Origin of the sequence: Halarchaeum nitratireducens (genome assembly GCF_014647155.1) — an archaeon.
Taxonomy (GTDB): Archaea; Halobacteriota; Halobacteria; order Halobacteriales; family Halobacteriaceae; genus Halarchaeum; species Halarchaeum nitratireducens.
The window spans coordinates 97,607-119,578 of sequence record NZ_BMOQ01000005.1; the positions used below are offsets into that span (position 1 = coordinate 97,607).

Below are 21,972 nucleotides of genomic sequence, written 5' to 3' on the forward strand. Positions count from 1 at the left end.
CGGAGACGCGTCGTATAGCGATCGTCTCCGCAGCCCTCAATCACCGGCACCCGCACCCGCGCCGGCCTCACCGAGCTGTTCGACGAGGTGCGAACAGGCGTCGGCCTCCGCGTCGAAGCAGTCCGGGCAGTCCGGTTCGCGGTCGATGATCATGTCGAGGCGGTCGGCGACGGTTTCGTCGATGACGGCCTCGAGTTGGCCGGCCTCGTCCCGGTACTCCTCGACGTCGAGGACGTTCGCGAGGAAGCGTTCGAGGACGCAGTACGTGGCGAGCGCGTCGCGCGCGCGCTCCTCGCCGGCGTCGGTGAGGGTCGCGCCCTTGTACTTCTCGTGGACGAGCAGGTCCTGATCGGCGAGTTTCCCCACCATCTCGTTGGCGGATGCGGGGCTGACACCGAGGCGATCGGCGAGCGCGCCCGTGGAGGCCGGGCCGTCCTCGATCTGTTGCACGAGGAAGACCGCCTTCAGGTACTGATCGGCGGTGTTCACGATGCGTCCTCCGTCGTCGTGTAGCGTGTCATGTGCGTGACTCCATGAGTTCGGCGACTGCCTCGGCACCCTCGGCCTCCGTCTCGCGGATGTCCCGCAGGGTCGAGAGCAGCGATTCACGGTCGATACTGAACGAGGTCTCGCTCCGCTCGATGGCCTCGATGAGGTCGTCGTAGAACTTGTACGCGGTCTCCTCGCCGTTCAGCTGGTCGTAGAGGATCCCGTCGAAGTCCTCGGGCCCGGTCTGTGCGTACTGCTCGCGGACGAGCGGCGTGATGTCGATCGCCGCGTCCTCGTCTATGTCGAGTCGGTCGACGATGGCCTTGAGGCGTTCGCGGTGGTCGGCGGACTCCTCACGGGCTTCTCGGAGGAGTTCCTCGATGCGCTCGTCGCGTTCGTCGTCCGGGAGACGCTGGTAGTGCTCGTACGCGCGGGCCTCCACGACCTCCTCCAGCACGATGCCGATCTGGAGGAGACGGGCGAGCTGACCGTCGGAGTCGACCTGTGACGCGACGCTCACGGTCCCTCCCCGCGTCGTGCTCTCGGTCGCATACCCCCCGCTATGTGGAGCGAGTACCTAAGCGCTTTCACCGAGGACGACGCGAAACGCGGTCGAAAAACGGGGGCGAGCGGAACGCGCGTTAGTGGAGGCGTTCGTGGATCCGCTCTTCGAGGTCCTCGCGGAGCTCGTCGACCTCGACCTCTTCGAGGACGGGAACGAAGAAGCCCTCGACGAGCATGTTCTTCGCGGCCTGCTCGGGGATGGCGCGCCCCTCCATGTAGAAGAGGTCCTCCTGGTCGATCTGGCCGACCGTCGCGGAGTGGCTCGCCTCGGTGTCGTGGTTGTTGATGATGAGCTTCGGCGAGGCGTCGGCCTCGGACTCGTCACTGAGCATCAGCGTGTTCTCGCGCTGGTAGCTCGAGGTGTCCCACGCGTCGCGACCGACGTCCTGCACGCCCTCGTAGACGCTCCGGGCCTCGTCGTCGATGACGCCGCGCGTCACCAGGTCCGCCGTCGTGTGCTCGGCACGGTGCCAGACCTTCGAGTCGAGGTCGAAGTGCTGGTCCTCGTGGCCGAAGAACGCGCCGACGATCTTCGTCTCCGAGGACTCGCCCTCGAGCAGGGTCGAGACGCCGGTCTTCGTGAGCTGAGAGCCGATGTTGCCCTCGATCCAGTTCAGCGTCGCGTACGTGTCGGTGACGCCGCGCTTCAGCGTGTAGTTGTACGTGGACTGATCGAAGTCCTGGAGCGAGCCGTACTGGACGTAGGCGTTCTCGCCGACCGCGGCTTCGACGATGCCGGAGTAGTAGCGCTCCTCGGTGGCGGCGTCCGCTCCGGTGTCCTGACGCTCCAGGATCGTGACGGAGGCGTTCTGGTCGGTGACGACGAGCGTGTAGTTGAACAGGGACGTCCCGTTCATCGTCGTCCGGATCTTCACGTCCTCGGCGTCGACGTTCGAGGGGACGTAGATGACCGTCCCGGTCGTGAAGAGCGCGGTGGAGAGCGCGGTGAGGCGGTTCTCCTCGGGGTCGACGACGCTCCCGAAGTGCTCCTTGACGAGCGCTTCGAGGTCCGCGTCGTTCAGCGCCTCGTGGAACGGCACCACGGTCGCCTGATCGTCCGCGACCCAGTCCTTCTCCTCGGTCTGATCGAACGGCTCGACGAGTGCCTCGAAGTCGAGGTCCGCGAGGTTCGTCCACGTCCGGCCCGGCGTCTGGATGACGTCCGGGTAGTCGAGGTCGGAGAGGGCTTCCAAGGCGTCGAGGCGCTTCGCGCGGAGCCACTTCGGCTCGTTGCGCTCCTCGGCGATCCGCTCGACCGTCTCCACGTCGATGCCGGCGTGGAACCGTGTTGCTCCGCTCATGCTACCCGAGGCTCCCCTCCATCTCGAGCTCGATGAGGCGGTTGAGCTCGACGGCGTACTCGATGGGCAGTTCCTCCGTGATCGGCTCGATGAAGCCGGCGACGATCATCTGCTTCGCGTCGTCGTCGTCGAGCCCACGGCTCTGGAGGTAGAAGACGTCCTCGTCGCCGATCTTCCCGACCGTCGCCTCGTGGGCGACGTCGACCTTGGACTCGTTGATCTCCATGTACGGCATGGTGTCGCTGGTCGACTCGTTGTCGAACATCAGCGCGTCACACTCGACGGACGTCGAGGAGTCCTCGGCGCCGTCCGCGATGTGGACGAGGCCGCGGTAGTTCGTGCGGCCGCCGTCCTTGCTGATGGACTTGGACTCGATGGTGGACTTCGTGTCGGGCGCGTTGTGGTAGACCTTCGCGCCGGTGTCGATGTCCTGGCCCTCGCCCGCGAAGGCGATGGTGATGTGGTTGTCCGTCGCGCCACGCCCCTTCAGGATCGAACAGGGGTAGAGCATCGTGGCCTTCGAGCCCATACTGCCCGAGACCCACTCCATCGTGCCGTTCTCCTCGACGATGGCGCGCTTCGTGTTGAGGTTGAACGTGTTCTTCGACCAGTTCTGCACGGTCGAGTACTGCACGTGGGCGTCCTCCTTCACGAAGACCTCGACGCCACCGGAGTGGAGGTTGTGCGTGCCGTACTTCGGCGCGCTACAGCCCTCGATGTAGTGGACCTCGGAGCCCTCCTCGGCGATGATGAGCGTGTGCTCGAACTGACCCATCCCCTCCGAGTTCATCCGGAAGTAGGCCTGCACGGGCATCTCGACCGTGACGTCCTCGGGGATGTAGACGAACGAGCCGCCGCTCCAGACCGCGCCGTGGAGCGCCGCGAACTTGTTGTCGCTGGCGGGGACGCACTTCGTCATGAAGTGCTGCTTGACGAGCTCCTCGTGCTCCTGGACGGCCTCGTCCATGTTGCAGAAGACGACGCCCTTCTCCTCCCAGCGCTCCTGCATGTTCTGGTAGACGACCTCGGACTCGTACTGCGCGCCGACGCCGCTGAGCGCCTCGCGCTCGGCCTCCGGGATACCGAGCTTCTCGAAGGTGTCCTGAATCTCGTCCGGGAGGTCCTCCCAGTTCTCCGCGCCGCCGCGCGTCTCGACGTCGGGGCGGATGTACGGGACGATCTCCTCGACGTCGAGCTCGGAGAGGTCGGGCTGGCCCGGCCAATCCGTCGGCATCGGCATCTTCTTGTACTGCTTGAGCGCGCGGAGGCGGCGTTCGAGCATCCAGTCGGGTTCGTCCTTGTCCTCGGAGATGAGTCGGATCGTCTCCTCGGTCAGTCCCTTCTCGGACTGGAAGGCCGAATGCTGCTCCTTCTTGAACTCGAAGCGCGCCTCGGTGTCGGTCTCTTGTAGGTTCTCTTCTGAACTCATGATTGTATCTTAAGCCGCGTTGTAGACCTGCTCGCGCACCCAGTCGTACCCCTTGTCCTCGAGCTTCTCGGCGAGCTCCGGACCGCCCTCCATGGCGATCTCGCCGTCGAGCATGATGTGGACGGTGTCGGGTTCGACGTAGTCGAGGATGCGCTGGTAGTGCGTGATCTGCAGGACGCCGGTGCCCTGCTCGTCGCGGAGGGCGTTGATGCCGTCCGCGACGTCCTGGAGGCGATCGATGTCGAGACCGCTGTCGATCTCGTCGAGCACCGCGATGGTGGGTTCGAGGATGGCCGCCTGCAGGACCTCGTTCTGCTTCTTCTCGCCGCCGGAGAAGCCGGCGTTGAGATAGCGCTGCGCGAACTTCGCGTCCATGTCGAGGAGCTCCATCTTCTCCGAGAGGAGCTGCTGGAACTCGGCGACGCCGACTTCGCCCTCGTCCGCGGGGCCCTCCATCGGGGAGGTCTCGTAACCGGCGTCCGCCTCGTCGTCCTCGTCCTCGTCTTCGTCCTCGCCGAAGAGGAGTTCGTCTCGCTCCTCCAGCTTCGCGTTGAGTGCCGTGCGGAGGAAGTTCGTCATCGTGACACCCTCGATCTCCGCCGGATACTGGAAGGCGAGGAAGACGCCGAGCGCGGCGCGCTCGTTCGGTTCCAGTTCGAGGAGGTCCCAAGTGCGTGCGCTCTCGGGGATCTCGTCGATCCCGTCGAAGTCGTCCGCCTCGAGGTGGAGGAGGATATCGCCCTCGGTCACGTCGTAGGCCGGGTGGCCCGCGATGACCTTCGACGTGGTGGACTTCCCGCTGCCGTTGGGGCCCATAAGGGCGTGAATCTCGCCGGACTTGACCTCCAGGTCGACGCCGTGAAGGATCTGTTCGTCCCCCTCGGCGACTTCCGCGTGAACGTTCTTAAGCTCGATCGTGGCCATTGGTTGGGTCGTTCGTATGAACGCCCGCGCGCGGGATTAACGTTTCGGAACCTACCCCCTCTAGTTCTCTGAGTGAAAAACGATTTTTCGATTGTAGAAAGGCGCGCCGGATCAGTCGTCCGCGGCGGCGGGGTCGGCGTGCGACACCTCGTCGCCGAGCAGGTCGAGGTACTGCGCGATCCACTCCGGGTGGTCCGGCCACGCCTGCCCCGTCACGAGGTTGCCGTCCGTCGTCACCTCGTCGACCCACGAGCACCCGGCGGCCTCGCACTCCGGGCGGACCGCCGGATAGCTCGTCATCTCGTAGCCGTCGAGGACGCCCGCCGCCGCGAGGATCTGCGGGCCGTGACAGAGCGCCGCCACCGGCTTCCCCGCCTCGAAGAAGTGTCGAACGGCGTCGAGAACGATCTCGTGCGTCCGGAGGTACTCGGGGGCGCGCCCACCCGGGACGACGAGGCCGTCGTAGTCCGTGGGATCGACGTCGCGCATCGTCGCGTTCAACTCGAAGTCGTGCCCGCGCTCCTCGAGGTAGGTCTGGTCGCCGCGGAAGTCGTGAATCGCGGTCTTGACCGCCTCCCCGGCCTCCCGCTCGGGGCAGACGGCGTCGACCTCGTGGCCGACGGCCTGCAGGGCCTGGAACGGAACCATGATCTCGTAGTCCTCACCGAAGTCGCCGACGATCATCAGGAGTCTCTTTCCCATGGGTATCACCCGCACGGATATACGGCGGGCACGGGCTTAGGCGTTCGCCCGCCTACATGTAGGAGCCGAGTCCGGTCTGGGTCTGCCCCGATTCGACCTCGTCCCACGAGACGCCGAGCGCCTCCGTGATCCGCTCGATGGGCCCCTTCAAGGTCTTCTCGAGCATCGTCTCCCAGTCCACCTCGAAGGCCTCCGGGATCTGGTCGGCGTACTCGTAGCAGATGACGTCCGGGTCGCGCTTGAACTCAATGTAGAGCGGGTCCTCCACGAGCGTCGGGTTCTCCTCCTCTAGCTCCCGGAAGAACTCGGGGTGGACCTTCTCCAAGTAGAGTCGTTTGGGCTTCGATCCCCGCTGGAAGTTCGTCCCGAGGAGGAGGTTCGCGTACTTCGCACCGCGCACCTGCGCGGTGTCCGTGTCGTAGTTGTCGAGGCGCTTCCCGATCCCGCCCGGAATGCCGACGTCGTCGAGGTCGACGTCGCCGCTCCGGAAGTCCTCCACGACGCCGTGGACGTACTCCTTCACCGCGTCGGTGTCCTCGCCGTGGACGATCATGTCGATGACGCGCTTCTGGACCTCCTTCGTGATCGGCGCGATGTCCGAGCGTTTGTACTCGAAGCCCGTGATGTCGATGTCGTCGACGTCCTTTCCCTCCTTCCAGACAATGTGGCCGGCGTAGCGCTTCTTCTTGCCCGCCTGGAAGAACCGTCTATATAGCTTCTCGAACTCGATCTCGAAGAAGTGCTCCTCGGCGTCGAGTTCCTCGCGCGCGAACTCGTCGTAGCGACCGTTGATGTACTCCTCTATCTCGAAGGACTGCTCGATGGCGTCCTCCGTCTCGACGTCGCCGCCGAGTTCGAGCATCACGGAGTCGGTGTTGTGGAGGACGATTCCCCCGAGGCCGTCCACGAAGTTCTCGTTGTCCGCGACGCTCAGGTCGTAGACGTAACCGTCGTGCTCGGCTTCGGTGAGGACGGGGTCACGCCCGCCACGATAGGAGTCGCAGGTCCGAATCGTGTAGGAGTCCTTGCTGTCGCGGTACTTCAGCGAGTGCTGCTCCCCGCGTTGCGTGAGGAGCATCGAGAGTCCTGCGGCGAGTTCGCGACTCGTCGTCTCGAAGTCGAAGTTCCGCACCGCGTGCTCCTCGGAGTACCGTGGGAACTCGCGTGAGCCGTCGCCTTCGACGAGGATGTCGAGGAAGAGCGCCTGTCGGTCCTCGTCGAGGTGATAGACGAACGAGGGGATCCGTTTCCCACGCGAAGTCTGGCCCGCGAACTCCCGGAAGAACACCGCCGAGAGTTCGTTCATCATCTGGAGCTTCAGCGTCCGGTCGTCGTACGTCGCGGACCCCTCACCGGAGTCCGTCTCGTACTCGACTGTCCGCTCCTCGCACGAGTCGCTCGCCGTGATGCTGGCCGTCGCGTTCTCGAAGAGTCGGTGATAGTCGTCCTGTAGCCGTTCGAGCCACTCGCGACGGGACTCCGCGATGCTCGCGCCGAACTTCGCGTCGCTCGTCTCGACCGTCGAGGCACTCCCCTCGGGAACGTACGCCCCGAGGAGGCGAACGAGCGCCTCACCGTCCTCGCAGGTGAGGTCGATGTGGCGCTGGACTTTCACGGTCGAGTCGAGCTCGCCGTAGTGCTCGTGGCCAAACCAGACGTGTTCGTCGTCCGCGTACACGCGCTTCGTCTTCACCGTCGTTCCGCCGGTTCCGCGACCGTCCTCGTACTCGCGTTCGTACCCCTGTAGCACATCGTAGACGTCGATTTGGGTGGCACGCTCGACGTCGGGCATATCGGGAACGCGGAGCGGTTCGTCGACGTCCACCGGGGCGGCTTCTTCGAGGCTGTCCGGTCCCTCGACCACGTAGGAGTGGTCGCGCGTCGTCGTGGACTCACCGAGCTTGTGCCGGAGGTTCACAACCGACCCGTCCGTCTCGTGGCGGATCGCCTGCGTGATCGGCTTCCACTCCGTCTCGCCGGCGTCGTTCAGCGAGAGCGCGTCCCACCCGTCGAGCGTCCGGCGGTCCTTCCCGACGGACACGCTCGCGACCGGACCGCCGTCGGCGGTGACGAGGACGTTCTCCGACGGTGTCGCCCGCTCGAAGAGGTCCTCGATCGGCGTGATGCGGACGCGTTCCTCGGGGTCGCGCACGACGACCGGTCGGTCGCCCGTGACGCTGTCTCCGTAGGCGATCTCGTAGTCGAGTTCGCCCGCCGCGTCGGCTGTGAACTCGATGACGTCGCGGCCCGTGGCGGTAACGGCGGCGCCCATCTCCTTGTCGTAGAGGCGGAAGCGCTCCCAGCCCAGCACGCCGTAGAGCGAGTTCATGATGACCTTCACGGCGGCCTGCTGGCGGTCGTAGCGCTCGTACTCGTTCGTCCCGGGCTCGTGCTCGTTGCGGAGTCCCTTCTTCTCCTCGCGCTCTGAGAGCGTCTCGTCGATGATCTCGCGGATGATGCCGTCCGGCTCCTCCCGGAAGTGCGTCCCGTTGGGCGCGCGGAAGGTGTCGCCCGCGTACTCGTCGGGGTCGACCTTCGTCTCCGGGGAGGCGTTGATGGTCATCATCGACATCGGGTAGAGGCTCTTCAGGTCGAGCACCGTCACGTTCTCCTTCACGCCGGTGATCGGGTCGAAGACGGCGCCGCCCTCGTAGTCCTCGGACTCCTGGCGGCCCTTCGAGGGGAGCGCGAAGCGCCCGTGGGCCTTGTGGAGGACGTAGACGTCCACCGCGTCCCCCGGCGTCGTCGCGTCTTCGAGCTTGCAGCCGACGAACGTCGAGACCTCCTCCCAGAAGGAGATCACGTCCTGTTTTCTGTCGATCTCGACGCAGAGCTCGACGTCCCGGATGTTGTACTCCAGGAGGCGTTCGGGGTCGTCCTCCCAGAGGTCGCCGATGTCGCCCGCGTAGCGCTCCTTCCCGACGCCGAGTTCGGTCTCGCCGACCGCATCGAGCCGATAGGAGTCGAGCTCGGAGAACTGGGTTCGCTGGTAGGCGTAGAGGAGGTCGAAGACGACGCGGCCCTTGACGTTCGGGCCCTGCCAGTCGGAACGCCACACCTCGTTCACGCGCGAGAGGCGGTGGTACGAGAGATCGTAGTCGGCGCCCGAGTCGAGCACGTCGAGGCGGTCGATGAGGTAGGGGGCGTCGAAGTCGGAAAAGTTCCACCCGGTGAGGACGTCGGGGTCGGTCTCCGACACGTAGTCGAGGAACGCGTCGAGCATCGCCGCCTCTTCCTCGAAGACCCGGACGTCGAGGGACGCGTCGGCCGCGTCGTCGAGCAGGTCGTAGTCGGGGAGGTCGTCCGGGGCGGGCGCGTCGCCGTCGGGGGCGTCGTAGAGCCACGCGATGTACTCGTCGCGGTAGCTGTCGTGGCTGGTGAGACAGACGATGGGCTCCTCGCCGTCCTCCGGGAAGCCGTTGCGGTCCTCGACCTCGATGTCGAAGGTGTTCACGCGGAGTTCGGCGTCGGCCTCGACGGCCTCGACCTCGTCGTGGCGGACGACGAGCGCGCCGTCGCTCTCGGCGCGGCGGGCGGGCACGCGGACCCCGCTGTTGACGTCCTTGTCGATGAGGAAGCGATTCGGGAAGAGGATGTCCGCCTCGTAGTGATCGTACTCGTCGCGGATGTTCCCGACGTCGCGCGGGGTGCGCCCGAAGATCTTCGTGAGGTCGTCCCCGCGGATCGACTCGTAGCCCTCCTCGTGACCGGTGATGACGTCCTTGGCGAGGTCGTCCTCGGTGAGCGAGTCGGTGGGGGCGTAGAAGTACGGGCGGAAGCCGTGGACGCGGACGTGCTCGACCGTGTTCTCGCTCGTCCGGCCGAAGACGTGGATGACCGGGCGCTCGCGCTCGCCGGAGCCCTCGACGGTGTAGTCGACCTGCGTCACCAACAGGTCGATGGTGGCGTCGACGTCCGGAAGGGCCCCGGACTCGGCGTCGAACACCTCGCTGACGAGGGGGTCGTCGTCGCCGGCGACGTACCGCGCTTCCTCGTCGGGCCGCGGGGTCGCCGCCGCGTCGCCGTCGCCGCCCCCGTCGTTCGTCCCCGAGGGGAAGTCGGAGAGACTCGCGTTGCTCATTGCGCGTTGCTTGCGCCCGCGTTCCTAAAAGCCCGCTCCTTCGATCGAGCCGCGACCGACGCGGTGACGTCGATCGACCGCCGGACGGGGGAAAGGTATATACCGTGGTACTCCATACCATAGATCAGAGGTGAACGACGTGTCCGATAACGCCACGCAGGACGATCAGCGCGGGAACAACGTCCCCCAGCTCCCGGAAGGCCACGACCCCCGAGACGGTATCGAGACCTACGACACCACCGACGGGGTCGTGCTCTACGACTCGGAGAACCCGCTCGCGTGGCTGAAGGCGACGCACGCGGTCCCGCTGGGCGACCAGCGATAACTAGCAACGCTCTTTATCCTCGGTGGCGGTCTTCCGTTCGTGTTCGACTCGCTGAAGCCCGAGAGCGCCGACGCGGACGGGAGCGACGACGGGGACGAGGAGTCCCCCGACGTCGACCTCAGCGACCCGCTTCAGCGCCAGTTCGTCTACCTCGTCGTCGTCTTCAATCTCGCCGTCCTCGCGGCGGCGCTCGGCCTGCTCTTCGTTTACTTCCGCGGTCGGCTCCTCCTCGGCGGTGGCCTCGCTGTCGTCGGGTTCGCCGGCCTCGCCTACGGCTTCGTCACCTACCGGCGCGTCCAGCGCGCCATCGACGCCGGCGAACACGACACGCCGGCGGACGGCGCTGACGGAGAGGCCGCGAGCGACGGGGCCGATCCGGCGGACGCGACGGCGGACGACCCGGCGGCGTGAGAGGCGACACGCCTACCACCGCGGAGTCCCACCGATCGGGTATGCGTACCGTCCGCGACGCCGACGGTCACACCTACCTGCTCGTGAAGCGCTCGGCGGAGAGCAGCCGCGTCCGCGATCCGGAGACCGGGACGGAGACCCACCTGCCGAACGACGAGCTGGAGCCGGCGGGTGGAGTCGATCCCCTCGAAGCCGCCGCACGCGCCGTCCCCGATCCCGTCCGACGCGTGCTCACCGTCGCGCGCAGCGAGCGCGCGCTCGGCCTCCTCTGCGAGCTCCACGAGCGCGGCGCCCTCCCCGTCAGGACGGTGCTCGCCGAGTACGACCTCTGCGAGAGCGACGCCCACGGTCTCTTCACCGAGTTCCGCGCCGCCGGCCTCGTCACCGAGGCCGACGTGCACGGCGAACGCGGCTACGAGCTCACCGAGGCGGGCCGAGCGGGCGTCGGCGTGCTCCTCGATCAGGCGCCGGGCTCCGCGTAGGCGGTGCGGGCGCCGACGGCGATACAGCCGAGTCCGAAGAGCGCGAGCGCGGCGGCGACGAACGGCTCGCCCCGCCCATCGAGGAGGTCGGACGCGTACGACCCGAGAAGGCAGAGCGCGGACCCCGCCGCGATGAGCGCGTAGCCGCGATCGGCGGTCGTCCAGTGCCACCACGCGAGAGCGAACGTGCCACCGGGGATCAGGAAGCTGCCGGCGACGCCGAGCGGGAACGCGACGTCGAGGGCGGCGTCCGCGACGATGCAGGCGAGCCCGAGGAGTGAGACGGCGATGGACACGCGGGAGGGCGTATCAGACATACATCCCCGTGGAGAGCGGACGAAAAAAGAGTTCCCGTCAGTCGAGCGTCGCGGCGGCTGCCGCGTCGACGCCGCGGGAGACGTGCGAGCGATTCGAGGTGGCGTCCTTCTCGACGTGGAGGAGGTCGTCCGCGGCGCCGACGAGTTCGTCGTCGTGGCTGACGACGAGGATCTGCTCGACGCCGAGATCGCGCATCGACTCTACGAGGTCGACGAGCCGCGAGACGTGCCCCGAGTCGAGGAAGACGGTGGGTTCGTCGAGGATGAGCGGCGGAAGCGGCGCCGCGCCGTCGATGCCCTCGGCGAGCAGCCGGTAGACCGCACAGCGCAGGGAGAGATTGAACAGCGCGCGCTCGCCCCCGGAGAGCTGATCGGGCCGGAGCGTCTCGCCGTCCTTCTGATAGACGGTGAGCTCGTAGTTCCCGTCGAGTTCGAGACGCGCGTAGGAGTCGTTCCCGTAGACGAGGTCGAAGGTTTCGTTGAGGAGGCGTTCGAGCTTCTCGACGTTCCGCTGGCGTAACTCCCCGCGGAGGTCGCCGTACGTCGCCTCCAACGCCTCCGTCTCCGCGACGAGATCGTCGAGCGCCTCGACGCGTTCCCGCGCGGCGTCGCGTTTCTCGCGGAGGTCCTCGAGGGTCCCGATGTCCTTTTTCAGGGCGGTGATGCGGTCGCGCACGTCGTCGCGGCGCTCGCTCAGCTCGTCGAGTTTCGCCTCGACCTGTTCGAGGTACTCCGCCGCCCGGTCGCGCTCTGTGCGCGCCTCCGCGAGGCGCTCCTCGTCGAACTCGGCTTCGAGGTCGCGCTTTCGCTCCCGGGCGTCCGCGAGGCGCTCGCGGCGCTCGTCGTTCAGTTCTTCGAGGTCCGTCCGCCGGTCGCGCGCGTTCTCTCGGTCGTTCGCGGCGCTCTCGCGGTCGGCGAGCGCGTCGGCGAGGTCGTCGAGCGTTTCGAGGCGGTCTTTCAGGTCGGCGATCCGACCGTTCAGCTCGCCGAGTCGCTCGCGGGCGTCGTCGGCCGCCGCGTCGGCTTCCGCGGCCGCTTCGCGGGCGGCGTCCGCACGCTCTTCGAGGTCCGCGGCCTCGTCGCGCTTCGCTTCGGCCTCGTCGCGCTTCGATTCGACGGCGTCCGCGTGCCCGTCGCGGAGGTCGGTGACGTCCGCGCGGCGCTCGGTGCGCGTTTCGAGCTCGCTCTCGGCGTCCACGAGCTCGTTCGCGCGTTCGAGGTCGGCTTCGAGCGCCGCCTTCTCTTCGCGGACGGCGTCGAGGTCGGCCTCGATGGATTCGACCGCGTCGCGGCGCTCGTCGATCGCGTCGACGTGCGGCGAGCCCTCGACCGACTGACCGCACTCGGGGCACTTCCCGGCGTCGCGGAGTTCCTCGGCCTCCGCGAGGGCGGCGCGCGCGGCCTGCAGGTCCCCCTTCAGGTCCGATTCGCGCTCGCGGACGTCGTCGAGGTCCGCGCGGATCGACTCGCGGTACGACTCGGCCTCGCCGGGGTCGACGGGCGCGTCGACGAACGCGTCGCGCAACTCCCCGCGCTCGGCGTCGATGGCGTCGATCCGCGCGTCGGCCTCGGCGACCCGCTCGGCGGCCTCCCGGGCCTCACCGTCGAGCGCCACGGCGCGCTCGCAGGCCTCCGCGGCGCGCTCTGCGAGTTCCGCGGCGCGCTCGCGCTTCGACTCGGCCTCGCTGGCGCGCGTCTGGATCGTCGTCCGGCAGTCGCCGTGGGCGTCCTGCACGTCGTCGCGTTCGTCGGCGACGACCGCGCGGCGCTCGCGCACCGTCTCGACGGTCACGTCGTCCGGGGACGCCTCGATGTCGGTCTCCGCGAGGAGGCGCTCGATCCGCTCGTCGAGTCCCTCGACGCGCTCGCGCGCCGTCGAGACGGCGTCGGCGAGCTCCTCGCGCTCGCGCTCCGTCTCCGTGATCTGTTCTTTGAGGTCGGCGACGGTCTCCGTCAGTTCGTCGAGTTCGGCGCGTCGGTCGGCGTACTCCTCGATGACGCGCTCGGCGTCGGCCTTCGTCTCCGCCGCCTGCTCCCGGTTCGCCTCGAAGGTCTCGATCTCGTCTTCGACCGCCGCGAGCTCGGTCTCGGCCTCGTTCAGTCCGGCGTGGAGGTCGCGCGCCTCGAGTTCCGCGACTTGCTCGTCGAGGGTGTCGAGACGCTCGGCGCGGCCGTCGCGGACCGCCTGAACCCCGCGACGGGCCTTCTCGGCGCGCTGGCGGTACGCCTCCAGTTTTCCGAGTTGGAGGAGGTCGTCGATCATGTCCTGTCGCTCCCCCGGCGAGGCGTTGATGAGCTTGTTCACCTCGCCCTGCCGGACGTACGCGCAGTTGACGAACGCGTCCGCGTCCATCCGGAGGAGGTCGACGACGTAGTCGCGGACGTCGCGCGCGCCGTCGATCGTGTCGTCGGGCGTCTCCAGCGTGCAGTCGGCCGTGCTCGCCCGCTCGCCCGCGTGGCGGACGCGCCGGTGGAGGTGGAACGATCCGCCCGCGTGGGTGAACCAGAGGTCGACTTCGGCCTCCTCAGCGCCGATGGTGACGATCTCGTCGAGCGTGCGATCGAGCGGCGTCGCGCCGTAGAGCGCGAAGAAACACGCCTCCAAGAGCGAGGACTTCCCGCTCCCGTTGAGGCCGTGGATCACCGTGACGCCCGAGTCGAGCGAGACGTCCGCGTCCTCGTAACACTTGAAGTTGCGGAGTCGGAGGCGATCGACCCTCATAGGTAGTCCTCCACGGTGGTCGTCTCCGTGTCGTCCGGTGCGCGCTCGTCGGAGTCGGCGCGCTCCGTGTCGGTCGGTGCGCCGGGGCGGTCCATCGCCCCGTCTGTCGTCGCGTCCGTCGACTCGTCAGTACGAGCCGCCGCCTCGTCGGTCGCCGCGTCACTCGCGTCCGGGGTCGTCGCGTCGTCCCCCGTGGCGTCCGCCGCGTCGACGTCCGTCGAGGCGGTGTCGTTCGCGGCGGCCTCGAACGCCGCGAGGTCGTCCTCCGCGACGATCTCCTCGATCCGGCCCTTCACCTCGTCGCGGACGTTCGAGTCGGCGATCGATCCCTCGCGGACGGTCTCGTCGATTTCGCGCGCGGCCTCGCTCAGTCCGAGGTCGCGGACGCACTCGCGGACGGCCTCGTCCGGATCGGCGAACGACACCTCGTAGTCGGCCTCGACGTCGACCTCGCGGCGGTCGTTGACGCGCGTGACGAGCGCGCCCTGCTCGTCGCCGAAGCGCTCGACGTCCGCGGGCGTCACCTCTCCGCCCGCGCCCTCGATGGTGACGACGACGACGGCGTCGTCGATGGCTTCCTCGCGGAGGCGTCGACGGACGCGTTCCTCGCCCTCGGACTCCCCGAGTTCGAGGTCGACGAAAACGAAGTCGCGCGTGTCGAGTCCCCGGCGACTGATCGTCACGCCCTCGCCGGTGGCGCGCTCGGCGTCGGTGGGCTCACGGGGCGCTTCGCTCGCGGCTCCGCCGCTCGCCGTTCGCGGCGCTTCGCGCCGCGCTTCGCTTCCCGTTCCCTCGTTCGGCGACGTCTCGCTTCGCTCGGCGTCGCCCGCATCGAACGTGACGAGGTTGTACCCGCGGGGGTCGCGTTCGCTCGCGCTCGCGCGCTCCGTCGACCCGCAGTAGGTCGCCCACGTGCCGTCGAGCCGAACGGTGTCGGGCGTGTGGTCGTCGCCGAGGAGGACGGCGTCGAAGGCGACGGGCGAGGCTTCAAGTACGTCTTCGAGATCCCACTCGCCGTGCGGGAACGGCGTGAAGAGGCCGTGCGAGACGAGCGCGGCGTGCGCGGCGTCGTGCTCGGCGAAGTCGTAGTCGAGGGCGTCGCGCTTGGATTCCGGAACGTAGTCGAGACCGTAGAAGACCGTGTCGCCGACGCGGCGACCCGCGAAGTCGAGGCGTTCTGCGAGTCCGAGCGTCTCGAAGAGGTCGAGCCACTGAGCGTGGCGCGTCCCCTCGTGGTTGCCGACGACGGCGAGGAAGGGGATGTCCGCGTCGGCGAGCGGGCGGAGGATCTCGATGGTGCCCATGAGGTCCTCGAGGCCCGGCGTGCGGTCGTGGTAGAGGTCACCGGCGTGGACGACAGCGTCGACGTCGTCGGCGATCGCGTCCTCGATGACCTGGCGAAAGGCCTCGAGGAAGTCCTGTCGGCGCTCGGGGGAGTGGTACTGTCGGTACCCGAGGTGGGTGTCCCCCGTGTGGATCACCTTCGTCATACTCCACAGTTACGCGCTCCGTCGTAAGTATGCAGCGTCGGATTACTCGTCGACGGCGAGCGTGTAGAGGCGTTTGCGCGCGTCGACGAAGGAGAACCGCGAGTCGACGACGCCGGCCTCGTCGAGGCGGGTCAGCGCGTAGCGGACGGTACGGGGCGGCAACAGCGTCTCCTCGGCGAGTTCGCTCTGCGTGAGGGACTCCTCGTACTCCAGCACCTTCGCGACGAGCTTCGCGCTCGGCGGCAGGTCACGCAACTGCTCGACGGTGGCCTCGTCGGCCGTCCGAATCGCGCTCATACGATCGACCACGGGATACACAGTGATAATACTTTTTCTTCTCTTAGATTACTGTAGGACATTACTCTCGACCCGCGCAGGGGTGTGGGTACGTCACCCGAAGCCTCTTATGAACTAACGCCCTAGCGATGGGCGATGAGTGACACCGTCGACGACGTCGAACTCCCGTACGAGGAGGGGGCGCCTCAGCAGGAGAAGATCGAGGCCCTACGGGAGCGCCTCGACGTCCTCGAGGAGCAAAACGAGGAGATGCGAGACGAGCTCCTCGACGCGAACGCCGAGAACAACAAGTACCAGCAGAAGCTCGAGCGGCTCACCCACGAGAACAAGAAGCTCAAGCAGTCCCCGCTGTTCGTCGCCACGGTCCAAGAGCTGAACGACCGGGGCGCGATCATCAAACAGCACGGGAACAACCAAGAGGCGCTCACCGAGGTGACCGAGGAGCTTCGCGAAGACCTCGAACCGGGCGCGCGCGTCGCCGTCAACAACAGCCTCTCCATCGTCAAGCAGCTGAACGACGAGGCCGACGTCCGCGCTCAAGTCATGCAGGTCGAGGAGTCGCCCGCGGTCGGCTACGAGGACATCGGCGGGCTGGACGATCAGCTCCGCGAGGTCCGCGAGACCGTCGAACTCCCGATGGAGAACCCGGGTCTCTTCGACAACGTCGGCATCCAGCCGCCGAGCGGCGTCCTCCTCTACGGCCCGCCGGGCACGGGGAAGACGATGATGGCGAAGGCCGTCGCCGCCCAGACGGACGCGACGTTCATCAAGATGGCCGGCAGCGAACTCGTCCACAAGTTCATCGGCGAGGGCGCGAAGCTCGTCCGTGACCTCTTCCAAGTCGCCCGGGAGCACGAGCCCGCCGTCGTCTTCATCGACGAGATCGACGCCATCGCCTCGAAGCGCACGGACTCGAAGACCTCCGGGGACGCAGAGGTCCAGCGGACGATGATGCAGCTCCTCTCCGAGATGGACGGCTTCGACGAGCGCGGCGACATCCGCATCATCGCCGCCACCAACCGCTTCGACATGCTGGATCGCGCCATCCTCCGTCCAGGCCGCTTCGATCGCCTCATCGAGGTGCCCAAGCCCGACGAGGTGGGTCGCGCGAAGATCTTCCGCATCCACACCCGCGACATGAACGTCGCGGACGACGTCGACTTCGACGTCCTCGCGCGCGAGAGCGAGGAACTCTCCGGCGCGGACGTGAAGGCCGTCACCACCGAGGCCGGCATGTACGCCATCCGCGACGATCGGACGGAGGTCCGGATGGACGACTTCCGCAACGCCCTCGAAAAGCTCGATCACGACGACGAGCCGGACATCTCGCGGACGTTCGCGTAGCTCGCTCGTCCCCTCCTACTCCCGCGACTCCCCCAGGCGCTCGCGGCGCTCCTCGTACTCTTCGGTCGTGAGATCGCCGCGCGCGTACGCCGCGCGGAGCTCGTCCAGCGCCGCGTCCCCGCGCTCGGCCGTACCGAACGCCCGATAGACGGCGTAGCCGAGGACGGGCAGGATCCCGAACGGGACGAGGAGGCCGATCCAGCCGCCCATTCCGCCACCGTACATTCCACCGCCGCCCATCACCGGAACGAAGAGCAGCATCGCGAGGACGGGAGCGGCGACGAACAGGACGCCGAGCGCGAGCACGGCTTTCAGCCAATCGTCCATACCGGCGCCGTCGGGCGCCGGGGAGAAAAAAGGTGGGAGCGGCCGTTACTGCTCGTCGACGATGTCGCCGATCTGCCGGGCCTCGCCGGAGATGTGGGGGTCGGTCTCGACGATCCGCAACACCTCGTGGTCGGTGACGTCGAAGTAGTCCTTCTGCGTCGCGTCCTCGACGAGATCTCGTTCCAGACGGAACTCGGTACCCTCGTAGACGACGTCGACGCCGTCCTCGGTGAAGGAGAGCGTGGTCATATCCGCCCGGAGGCGATCGACGCGTAAAAGCGACGCGTCGGCGGCCCGTCCGACGAGCCCTTTATTGCGGTGGGGTGGCTCCGTACGGCCGTGTTCGGTTCGGACCCACTCGACCGGTTGCGGCTCCCCGACGGGACGACCGTCGAGGAGCACGACCTCGTGAACGAGGGGGACGTCCTCGTCGGCGGGCAGAGCACTGTCGAGTTCGGCGTCCGGGGGCGAAACGTCGTCGCGGGGGAGCGCGCCCGCTTCGGCGGCGACATCGAGGCCGAGGCGGACGTCCGCCTCGACATGTGGAGCGACGTCGAGGGCAACGTCCTCGCGGGCGGCGACGCCTACCTCGGCGAGCGCGCGCACATCTCCGGTCGGCTCGTCGTCGGCGGCGACCTCGACATCGGCGACGACGTCGACATCGAGGAGGGCTTCGAGGCCAACGGCTGGATCGTCATCCGCAACCCGATGCCGACCGTCGTCTTCTTCATGGCGTACCTCGCCCAGCTGTTGCGGCTCGGCGAGGAGGCCGAAGCGCAGGAGCTCATCGACGAGCTCAGTAGCGACGCCGACGCCCCGCCGATCACGATCCCGCGCGGGGCGCACGTCAGCGACGACGCGTGGCGGGCGTCGACGCCCGCGGAGATCGGTGCGGAGTGTCGCCTCCACGGGAACGTCCGCGCGACGGAGATCGAGGTCGGCGCGGACTCGAACCTCTTCGGGAGCCTGCGCGCGCAGGACGACATCGTCGTCGGCGTCGACACGAAGGTCCACGGCGACGTGACGACGCGCGGTGGCGACGTCTACGTCCGCGAGGGCGCGCTGATCCTCGGGGACGTCTCCGGTGAGAACGTGATCGTCCATCCGGACGCGGACATCGACGGCGGCATCCGCGCGCGCGGCGAGATGACGCTGGATCGAGAGCCCCGGCGGGACCCGGAGTAGTCGCCACGTCCGAGGGGGCGCCCGGACGCACGAAGAGTCGCCGCGGGACCCGCTGACTCCCCGCGGCGTCCGCGTCCGTGCGCGGCGTGCGGAGCCGACGACCCCGTGCGCGTCGCGTCCGCAGTCGTTGTCGTTTTGCGCCCGCCGGTCCACGCCACGCGTATGAGCAACGACGTCACGCCGAGCGCGCACCACTACGGCATCACCGTCTCGGACCTTGACGAGTCACTGGCGTTCTACCGCGACATCCTCGACCTCGACGTCCTCGCTGAGTTCGACGTCGGTGGCGAGGCGTTCGCGGAGGGCGTCGGCGTCGCCGGGGCGTCGGCGTCGTTCGCGCACCTCGACGCGGGCGGCGCGCGGATCGAGCTCGTCGAGTACGATCCCGAGGGCGACGACCGTCGGGGCGGGACGGTGAACGACACGGGGGCGACACATCTCGGGCTCTCCGTCCCGGACGTCGAGGCGTTCCACGAGTCGCTCCCCGACGACGTGGAGACGATCGCGGACGGTCCGCGCACGACCGAGAGCGGGACGACGATCCTCTTCGTGCGCGACCCGGACGGGAACCCGGTCGAGATCCTCGACGCCTGAGCGGGCGGAAGCGAAACGGCCTTTCGCGTCGTCGCATAGCCTAGCGTATGCTCTCCCTCGCGCTCGCCGGCAAGCCCAACGCCGGCAAGTCCACCTTCTACACGGCGGCGACGATGGCGGAGGTCCAGATGGCGAACTACCCGTTCACGACGATCGACGCGAACCGCGGCGTCACGCACGTCCGCACGACGTGCCCCTGTGCGGACCGCGAGGAGCGCTGCGACAGCGAGCACTGCCGCGACGGGACGCGCTACGTGCCCGTCGAGTTGCTCGACGTCGCGGGTCTCGTCCCGGGCGCGCACGAGGGGCGCGGGCTCGGCAATCAGTTCCTCGACGAACTGACGAACGCGGACGCGATCCTGAACGTCGTCGACGCCTCCGGGGGGACGAACGCGGAGGGCGAACCCGTCGAGGCGGGGACGCACGACCCCCTCACCGACATCGACTTCGTCGAGGAGGAGATGGACCTCTGGCTGGCGAGCATCGTGGAGCGCAACTGGGAGTCCGTCGAGCGCCAATCGCGGAGTCCGGGCTTCGACATCGAGGAGGCCGTGACGGACCTCCTGACGGGCTTCGGCGCGACGGAGTACGACGTGATGGCGACGCTGCGCGAGATCGACTACCCCGAGGACCCGATCCAGTGGACGGACGACGACCGCGAAGCGCTCGCGCGCGACATCCGACAGCGGACGAAGCCGATCGTCGTCGTGGCGAACAAGATCGACGTCGCGCCCGACGAGTACGTCGAGCGACTGCTGGCGCTGGATAAGCCCGTGATCCCCGCGACCGCACAGGGGGAGCTCGCGCTCCGCCGCGGCGCGGAGGCGGGCGTCCTCGACTACGATCCCGGCGACGAGACCTTCGCCGTGACGGGCGAGCTCCCGGACGAGCAGGCGGCCCTCCTCTCCGAGTTGCGCGAGACGATGAGCGAGTACGGCGGAACGGGCGTGCAGGCGTCGCTGAACGCCGCCGTGTACGACCTCCTCGATCACCTCACGGTCTACCCGGTGCAGGACGCGTCGAAGTGGACGGACGGGACGGGGAGCGTCCTCCCGGACGCCTTCTTGCTTCCCCGCGGCTCGACGCCGAAGGACCTCGCGTACGCCGTCCACTCGGACATCGGCGACGGCTACCTCCACGCGGTGAACGCCCGCACCGCTCGGGAGGTCGCGGAGGAGTACGAGCTGGAGGAAGGCGACGTCATCAAGATCATCAGCACCGCGAAGTAGCGATCGACGGCGGGCGAAAAAACGACCCGTCGGTCGACGACGCGCGGACCGTCCCGCTACGGTCCGGCCGTCGGGCGGGGCGTCCGCGCGCCCTCGTCGTTCCCGCGGATGATGCGCCCGACGAGGTCGTCCAGGTCGGGGGCACCACCGCGACGGTCCGGTTCGTCGCTCGGGTACGTCGGAACTGGCATGGTGGGTTCCCCATTGATATACTTTGTGGTGAAGCGTATTGAAGGTTTCCCCGCGTCCGGCGTCCGTCGCGCCCCGCCTCGCGGCCGATCAGTCCGACGGTTGCTCGACGCGTTCCTCCAGCGCGCGGAGCGCGTCGGCGACCTCGTCGGGGTCCTCACCGGTGACCTTCAGGCGGTTCGGGCCCTCGCCGGAGGGATAGCTTCCGACGACGACGTCGTACGCGTCGCGGATCGCCTCGATGTCCGGGCCGATCGCGCCCTCGGGGGCGCTCGTGTACGTGATCTCGGAGACGACGTCGCCGCCGAAGTCCTCGGCCACGAGGTCGAACATCGCGTGGACTTCGTCGGGGACGCCGGGGAAGACGTAGATCGCCCCCTCGTCGACGTCGCCGACCTTCGCGCCGGGGGAGAGCCCGGGTTCGTTCGGGATGACGCGCGCGCCGACCGGGACGGTCGCCCACGCCTCCACGTCGAGGTCGAGCTCGAAGCGCTCGGCCTCCTCGGGGTTCGCGTCGCGGTAGGCGCGCGCGGCGCGCTCGACGGCCTCGCGGGCCTCGTCGGGAACGTGGAGGTCGACGCCGGCGGCGTCCGCGACCGCGTCCATCGTCACGTCGTCGTGCGTCCCGCCCAAGCCGCCGGTGACGATGACGGCGTCGTAGGCGTCGCGCCATTCGCGGACGTACTCGGCGATCGTGTCGCGCTCGTCCGGGACGACGAGGACGCGCTTGACGGACGCGCCGCGAGCGGACAGCTGTCGAGCGAGCCACGTTGCGTTCGTGTTCTCCGTGTCGCCGGCGAGCAGTTCGTCGCCGACGGTGAGGATCGCGACTTCCATGCGAGGACGCAGGACCGCGGGCGGATTAAGCCGTGTGGCACCGGCGGATCACGGCTCCGAGAGACGGCGTCCCGGCGCGCGTCTTCCAGCACGGGCGGCGGTCGGCTACGCGCGGTCGAGCGAGGGGCACGGCGGGAGTGAGCTCGCGTCGCTCGCCGCCGACGTCGGAGAGGACGCGATCGAGACGGTCTACGAGGGGGGCGTCCTGTCGGCGTTCCGAACGCCGGTATCGTCCGCGCCGGTGTCGAGACCGTCGGCGACGATGTCGTCGAGGTGCGCGCCCTGATCGCGAACGAGCCGTGCGGCGGCCGTCCCGACGTCGACCCACCGACACGCGTAGACGAGGCCGTCGTCCTCGCCGCCGCCCGTGACCTCGTGCGTCCACCGATCCGGCGCCGAGTCGGCGCGGACGTGGTAGAAGTGCCGCCGGTACGCCTTCGGTTTCGTGGGGTGTGGCCACTCGTCGGTCGCCACGCGGTCCCGGAGCGTCGCGTCCGCGAGACCCGTCTCCTCGCTGAGTTCACGCAGGACGGCGTCCGCGGGGTCCTCGTCCCGCTCGATTCCCCCCTTCGGGACCTGTGGACCCTCGCCGGTCGGCGGATCGAAGACGAGTAACTCCGTGCCGCCGGCTCGCGTCACGTACGCGTACGCTTTCTCCTCGATGCGTCGCGGTGCGTCGGACATGCCTCGAACTTCGACCGAGCGCGGCTAAAACCCCGGGGATGGCGACCGG

23 protein-coding genes are annotated in these 21,972 nt (G+C 68.2%); 7 read left to right on the plus strand and 16 right to left on the minus strand.

The features are described from left to right. Positions 1-36: 36 nt before the first annotated feature. From IEX91_RS09540 to IEX91_RS09570, 7 genes are all read right to left on the minus strand, one after another. Positions 37-489 carry a metal-dependent transcriptional regulator gene (locus tag IEX91_RS09540; protein WP_188878596.1) on the minus strand — a complete coding sequence of 151 codons (453 nt, stop codon included), beginning with the start codon at positions 487-489 and terminating at the stop codon, positions 37-39. A 28-nt stretch (positions 490-517) separates the two neighbouring features. Continuing rightward, the gene (locus IEX91_RS09545) at positions 518-1,009 is read right to left on the minus strand and encodes a ferritin-like domain-containing protein (RefSeq protein ID WP_188878598.1); all 492 of its coding nucleotides are present in this window, start codon (positions 1,007-1,009) and stop codon (positions 518-520) included. Positions 1,010-1,130: 121 nt separating this feature from the next. Beyond that, positions 1,131-2,354 (minus strand): Fe-S cluster assembly protein SufD, encoded by a 1,224-nt coding sequence (gene sufD / locus IEX91_RS09550; protein ID WP_188878600.1) that lies wholly within the window; start codon positions 2,352-2,354, stop codon positions 1,131-1,133. A 1-nt stretch (position 2,355) separates the two neighbouring features. Next, the gene (gene sufB / locus IEX91_RS09555) at positions 2,356-3,783 is read right to left on the minus strand and encodes a Fe-S cluster assembly protein SufB (RefSeq protein WP_245333022.1); all 1,428 of its coding nucleotides are present in this window, start codon (positions 3,781-3,783) and stop codon (positions 2,356-2,358) included. A 9-nt stretch (positions 3,784-3,792) separates the two neighbouring features. Next, positions 3,793-4,707 (minus strand): ABC transporter ATP-binding protein, encoded by a 915-nt coding sequence (locus IEX91_RS09560; RefSeq protein ID WP_188878603.1) that lies wholly within the window; start codon positions 4,705-4,707, stop codon positions 3,793-3,795. Between the two features lie 111 nt (positions 4,708-4,818). After that, entirely contained in the window at positions 4,819-5,409 is a 591-nt protein-coding gene (locus tag IEX91_RS09565) for a DJ-1/PfpI family protein (RefSeq protein WP_188878605.1), read from the minus strand. A gap of 52 nt (positions 5,410-5,461) precedes the next feature. Next, on the minus strand, positions 5,462-9,490 hold the full coding sequence (locus tag IEX91_RS09570) for a DNA polymerase domain-containing protein (protein ID WP_188878606.1): 4,029 nt from the start codon (positions 9,488-9,490) through the stop codon (positions 5,462-5,464). A 130-nt stretch (positions 9,491-9,620) separates the two neighbouring features. Between IEX91_RS09570 and IEX91_RS09575 the strand changes: the two genes are divergently transcribed. From IEX91_RS09575 to IEX91_RS09585, 3 genes are read left to right on the plus strand one after another with little or no spacing between them, the layout of a single operon-like run. Continuing rightward, positions 9,621-9,815, plus strand: a complete 195-nt coding sequence (locus IEX91_RS09575; protein WP_188878607.1) for a DUF7331 family protein — start codon at positions 9,621-9,623, stop codon at positions 9,813-9,815. 39 nt (positions 9,816-9,854) lie between these two features. Then, entirely contained in the window at positions 9,855-10,226 is a 372-nt protein-coding gene (locus IEX91_RS09580) for a DUF7322 domain-containing protein (protein WP_188878608.1), read from the plus strand. 41 nt (positions 10,227-10,267) lie between these two features. Continuing rightward, the gene (locus IEX91_RS09585) at positions 10,268-10,708 is read left to right on the plus strand and encodes a DUF7346 family protein (protein ID WP_188878609.1); all 441 of its coding nucleotides are present in this window, start codon (positions 10,268-10,270) and stop codon (positions 10,706-10,708) included. On the opposite strand, the gene IEX91_RS09590 is transcribed toward IEX91_RS09585, so the two are convergent. Genes IEX91_RS09590 through IEX91_RS09605 form a run of 4 tightly spaced genes read right to left on the minus strand, consistent with a single transcriptional unit; the run spans position 10,687 to position 15,534 of the window. Further along, complete coding sequence (locus tag IEX91_RS09590; RefSeq protein WP_188878610.1) at positions 10,687-11,025, minus strand: hypothetical protein; 339 nt, start codon at positions 11,023-11,025, stop codon at positions 10,687-10,689. The genes IEX91_RS09585 and IEX91_RS09590 overlap by 22 nt on opposite strands. Before the next feature lie 37 nt (positions 11,026-11,062). Further along, the gene (gene rad50 / locus IEX91_RS09595) at positions 11,063-13,747 is read right to left on the minus strand and encodes a DNA double-strand break repair ATPase Rad50 (protein WP_188878611.1); all 2,685 of its coding nucleotides are present in this window, start codon (positions 13,745-13,747) and stop codon (positions 11,063-11,065) included. After that, positions 13,744-15,237, minus strand: coding sequence for a metallophosphoesterase family protein (locus IEX91_RS09600; protein WP_188878612.1), 1,494 nt, complete (start codon positions 15,235-15,237; stop codon positions 13,744-13,746). The genes rad50 and IEX91_RS09600 overlap by 4 nt, the downstream gene beginning before the upstream one ends. Positions 15,238-15,279: 42 nt before the next feature. Continuing rightward, positions 15,280-15,534 carry a MarR family transcriptional regulator gene (locus tag IEX91_RS09605; RefSeq protein ID WP_188878613.1) on the minus strand — a complete coding sequence of 85 codons (255 nt, stop codon included), beginning with the start codon at positions 15,532-15,534 and terminating at the stop codon, positions 15,280-15,282. A gap of 135 nt (positions 15,535-15,669) precedes the next feature. On the opposite strand from IEX91_RS09605, the gene pan1 reads away from it, so the two are divergent. Beyond that, on the plus strand, positions 15,670-16,878 hold the full coding sequence (gene pan1, locus IEX91_RS09610; protein WP_188878615.1) for a proteasome-activating nucleotidase Pan1: 1,209 nt from the start codon (positions 15,670-15,672) through the stop codon (positions 16,876-16,878). Between the two features lie 15 nt (positions 16,879-16,893). Here the strand turns inward: pan1 and IEX91_RS09615 are convergent, their stop codons facing one another. Together IEX91_RS09615 and IEX91_RS09620 are read right to left on the minus strand one after the other, a co-directional pair. Continuing rightward, positions 16,894-17,205 carry an SHOCT domain-containing protein gene (locus IEX91_RS09615; protein ID WP_188878617.1) on the minus strand — a complete coding sequence of 104 codons (312 nt, stop codon included), beginning with the start codon at positions 17,203-17,205 and terminating at the stop codon, positions 16,894-16,896. A 45-nt stretch (positions 17,206-17,250) separates the two neighbouring features. Further along, positions 17,251-17,454: a DUF5800 family protein gene (locus IEX91_RS09620; RefSeq protein ID WP_188878618.1), complete on the minus strand. Its 204-nt coding sequence runs from the start codon at positions 17,452-17,454 to the stop codon at positions 17,251-17,253. Between the two features lie 90 nt (positions 17,455-17,544). Here IEX91_RS09620 and IEX91_RS09625 point away from each other — a divergent pair, with 90 nt between their 5' ends. The 3 genes from IEX91_RS09625 to IEX91_RS09635 all read left to right on the plus strand — a co-directional run bounded on the left by IEX91_RS09625 (position 17,545) and on the right by IEX91_RS09635 (position 20,213). Continuing rightward, positions 17,545-18,390 (plus strand): acyltransferase, encoded by an 846-nt coding sequence (locus IEX91_RS09625; RefSeq protein ID WP_188878620.1) that lies wholly within the window; start codon positions 17,545-17,547, stop codon positions 18,388-18,390. Positions 18,391-18,552: 162 nt separating this feature from the next. Further along, positions 18,553-18,984 carry a VOC family protein gene (locus IEX91_RS09630; RefSeq protein ID WP_188878621.1) on the plus strand — a complete coding sequence of 144 codons (432 nt, stop codon included), beginning with the start codon at positions 18,553-18,555 and terminating at the stop codon, positions 18,982-18,984. A 47-nt stretch (positions 18,985-19,031) separates the two neighbouring features. Next, complete coding sequence (locus IEX91_RS09635; protein ID WP_188878622.1) at positions 19,032-20,213, plus strand: redox-regulated ATPase YchF; 1,182 nt, start codon at positions 19,032-19,034, stop codon at positions 20,211-20,213. Between the two features lie 56 nt (positions 20,214-20,269). Here IEX91_RS09635 and IEX91_RS16525 read toward each other — a convergent pair whose 3' ends face one another. From IEX91_RS16525 to IEX91_RS09645, 3 genes are all read right to left on the minus strand, one after another. Next, the gene (locus IEX91_RS16525) at positions 20,270-20,404 is read right to left on the minus strand and encodes a hypothetical protein (protein ID WP_268238690.1); all 135 of its coding nucleotides are present in this window, start codon (positions 20,402-20,404) and stop codon (positions 20,270-20,272) included. A gap of 88 nt (positions 20,405-20,492) precedes the next feature. Then, on the minus strand, positions 20,493-21,239 hold the full coding sequence (locus IEX91_RS09640; protein ID WP_188878623.1) for a competence/damage-inducible protein A: 747 nt from the start codon (positions 21,237-21,239) through the stop codon (positions 20,493-20,495). Between the two features lie 189 nt (positions 21,240-21,428). Next, on the minus strand, positions 21,429-21,923 hold the full coding sequence (locus IEX91_RS09645) for an NUDIX hydrolase (protein ID WP_188878624.1): 495 nt from the start codon (positions 21,921-21,923) through the stop codon (positions 21,429-21,431). Positions 21,924-21,972: the final 49 nt, after the last annotated feature.

Excerpts from the sequence above, each read along its gene's own strand:
- sufD (WP_188878600.1), bottom strand. The coding sequence starts at position 2,354 with ATGAGCGGAGCAACACGGTTCCACGCCGGCATCGACGTGGAGACGGTC.
- sufB (WP_245333022.1), bottom strand. The coding sequence starts at position 3,783 with ATGAGTTCAGAAGAGAACCTACAAGAGACCGACACCGAGGCGCGCTTC.
- IEX91_RS09560 (WP_188878603.1), bottom strand. The coding sequence starts at position 4,707 with ATGGCCACGATCGAGCTTAAGAACGTTCACGCGGAAGTCGCCGAGGGG.
- IEX91_RS09565 (WP_188878605.1), bottom strand. The coding sequence starts at position 5,409 with ATGGGAAAGAGACTCCTGATGATCGTCGGCGACTTCGGTGAGGACTAC.
- IEX91_RS09570 (WP_188878606.1), bottom strand. The coding sequence starts at position 9,490 with ATGAGCAACGCGAGTCTCTCCGACTTCCCCTCGGGGACGAACGACGGG.
- IEX91_RS09585 (WP_188878609.1), top strand. The coding sequence starts at position 10,268 with ATGCGTACCGTCCGCGACGCCGACGGTCACACCTACCTGCTCGTGAAG.
- IEX91_RS09590 (WP_188878610.1), bottom strand. The coding sequence starts at position 11,025 with ATGTCTGATACGCCCTCCCGCGTGTCCATCGCCGTCTCACTCCTCGGG.
- rad50 (WP_188878611.1), bottom strand. The coding sequence starts at position 13,747 with ATGAGGGTCGATCGCCTCCGACTCCGCAACTTCAAGTGTTACGAGGAC.
- IEX91_RS09600 (WP_188878612.1), bottom strand. The coding sequence starts at position 15,237 with ATGACGAAGGTGATCCACACGGGGGACACCCACCTCGGGTACCGACAG.
- IEX91_RS09605 (WP_188878613.1), bottom strand. The coding sequence starts at position 15,534 with ATGAGCGCGATTCGGACGGCCGACGAGGCCACCGTCGAGCAGTTGCGT.
- pan1 (WP_188878615.1), top strand. The coding sequence starts at position 15,670 with ATGAGTGACACCGTCGACGACGTCGAACTCCCGTACGAGGAGGGGGCG.
- IEX91_RS09615 (WP_188878617.1), bottom strand. The coding sequence starts at position 17,205 with ATGGACGATTGGCTGAAAGCCGTGCTCGCGCTCGGCGTCCTGTTCGTC.
- IEX91_RS09620 (WP_188878618.1), bottom strand. The coding sequence starts at position 17,454 with ATGACCACGCTCTCCTTCACCGAGGACGGCGTCGACGTCGTCTACGAG.
- IEX91_RS09630 (WP_188878621.1), top strand. The coding sequence starts at position 18,553 with ATGAGCAACGACGTCACGCCGAGCGCGCACCACTACGGCATCACCGTC.
- IEX91_RS09635 (WP_188878622.1), top strand. The coding sequence starts at position 19,032 with ATGCTCTCCCTCGCGCTCGCCGGCAAGCCCAACGCCGGCAAGTCCACC.
- IEX91_RS16525 (WP_268238690.1), bottom strand. The coding sequence starts at position 20,404 with ATGCCAGTTCCGACGTACCCGAGCGACGAACCGGACCGTCGCGGTGGT.
- IEX91_RS09640 (WP_188878623.1), bottom strand. The coding sequence starts at position 21,239 with ATGGAAGTCGCGATCCTCACCGTCGGCGACGAACTGCTCGCCGGCGAC.
- IEX91_RS09645 (WP_188878624.1), bottom strand. The coding sequence starts at position 21,923 with ATGTCCGACGCACCGCGACGCATCGAGGAGAAAGCGTACGCGTACGTG.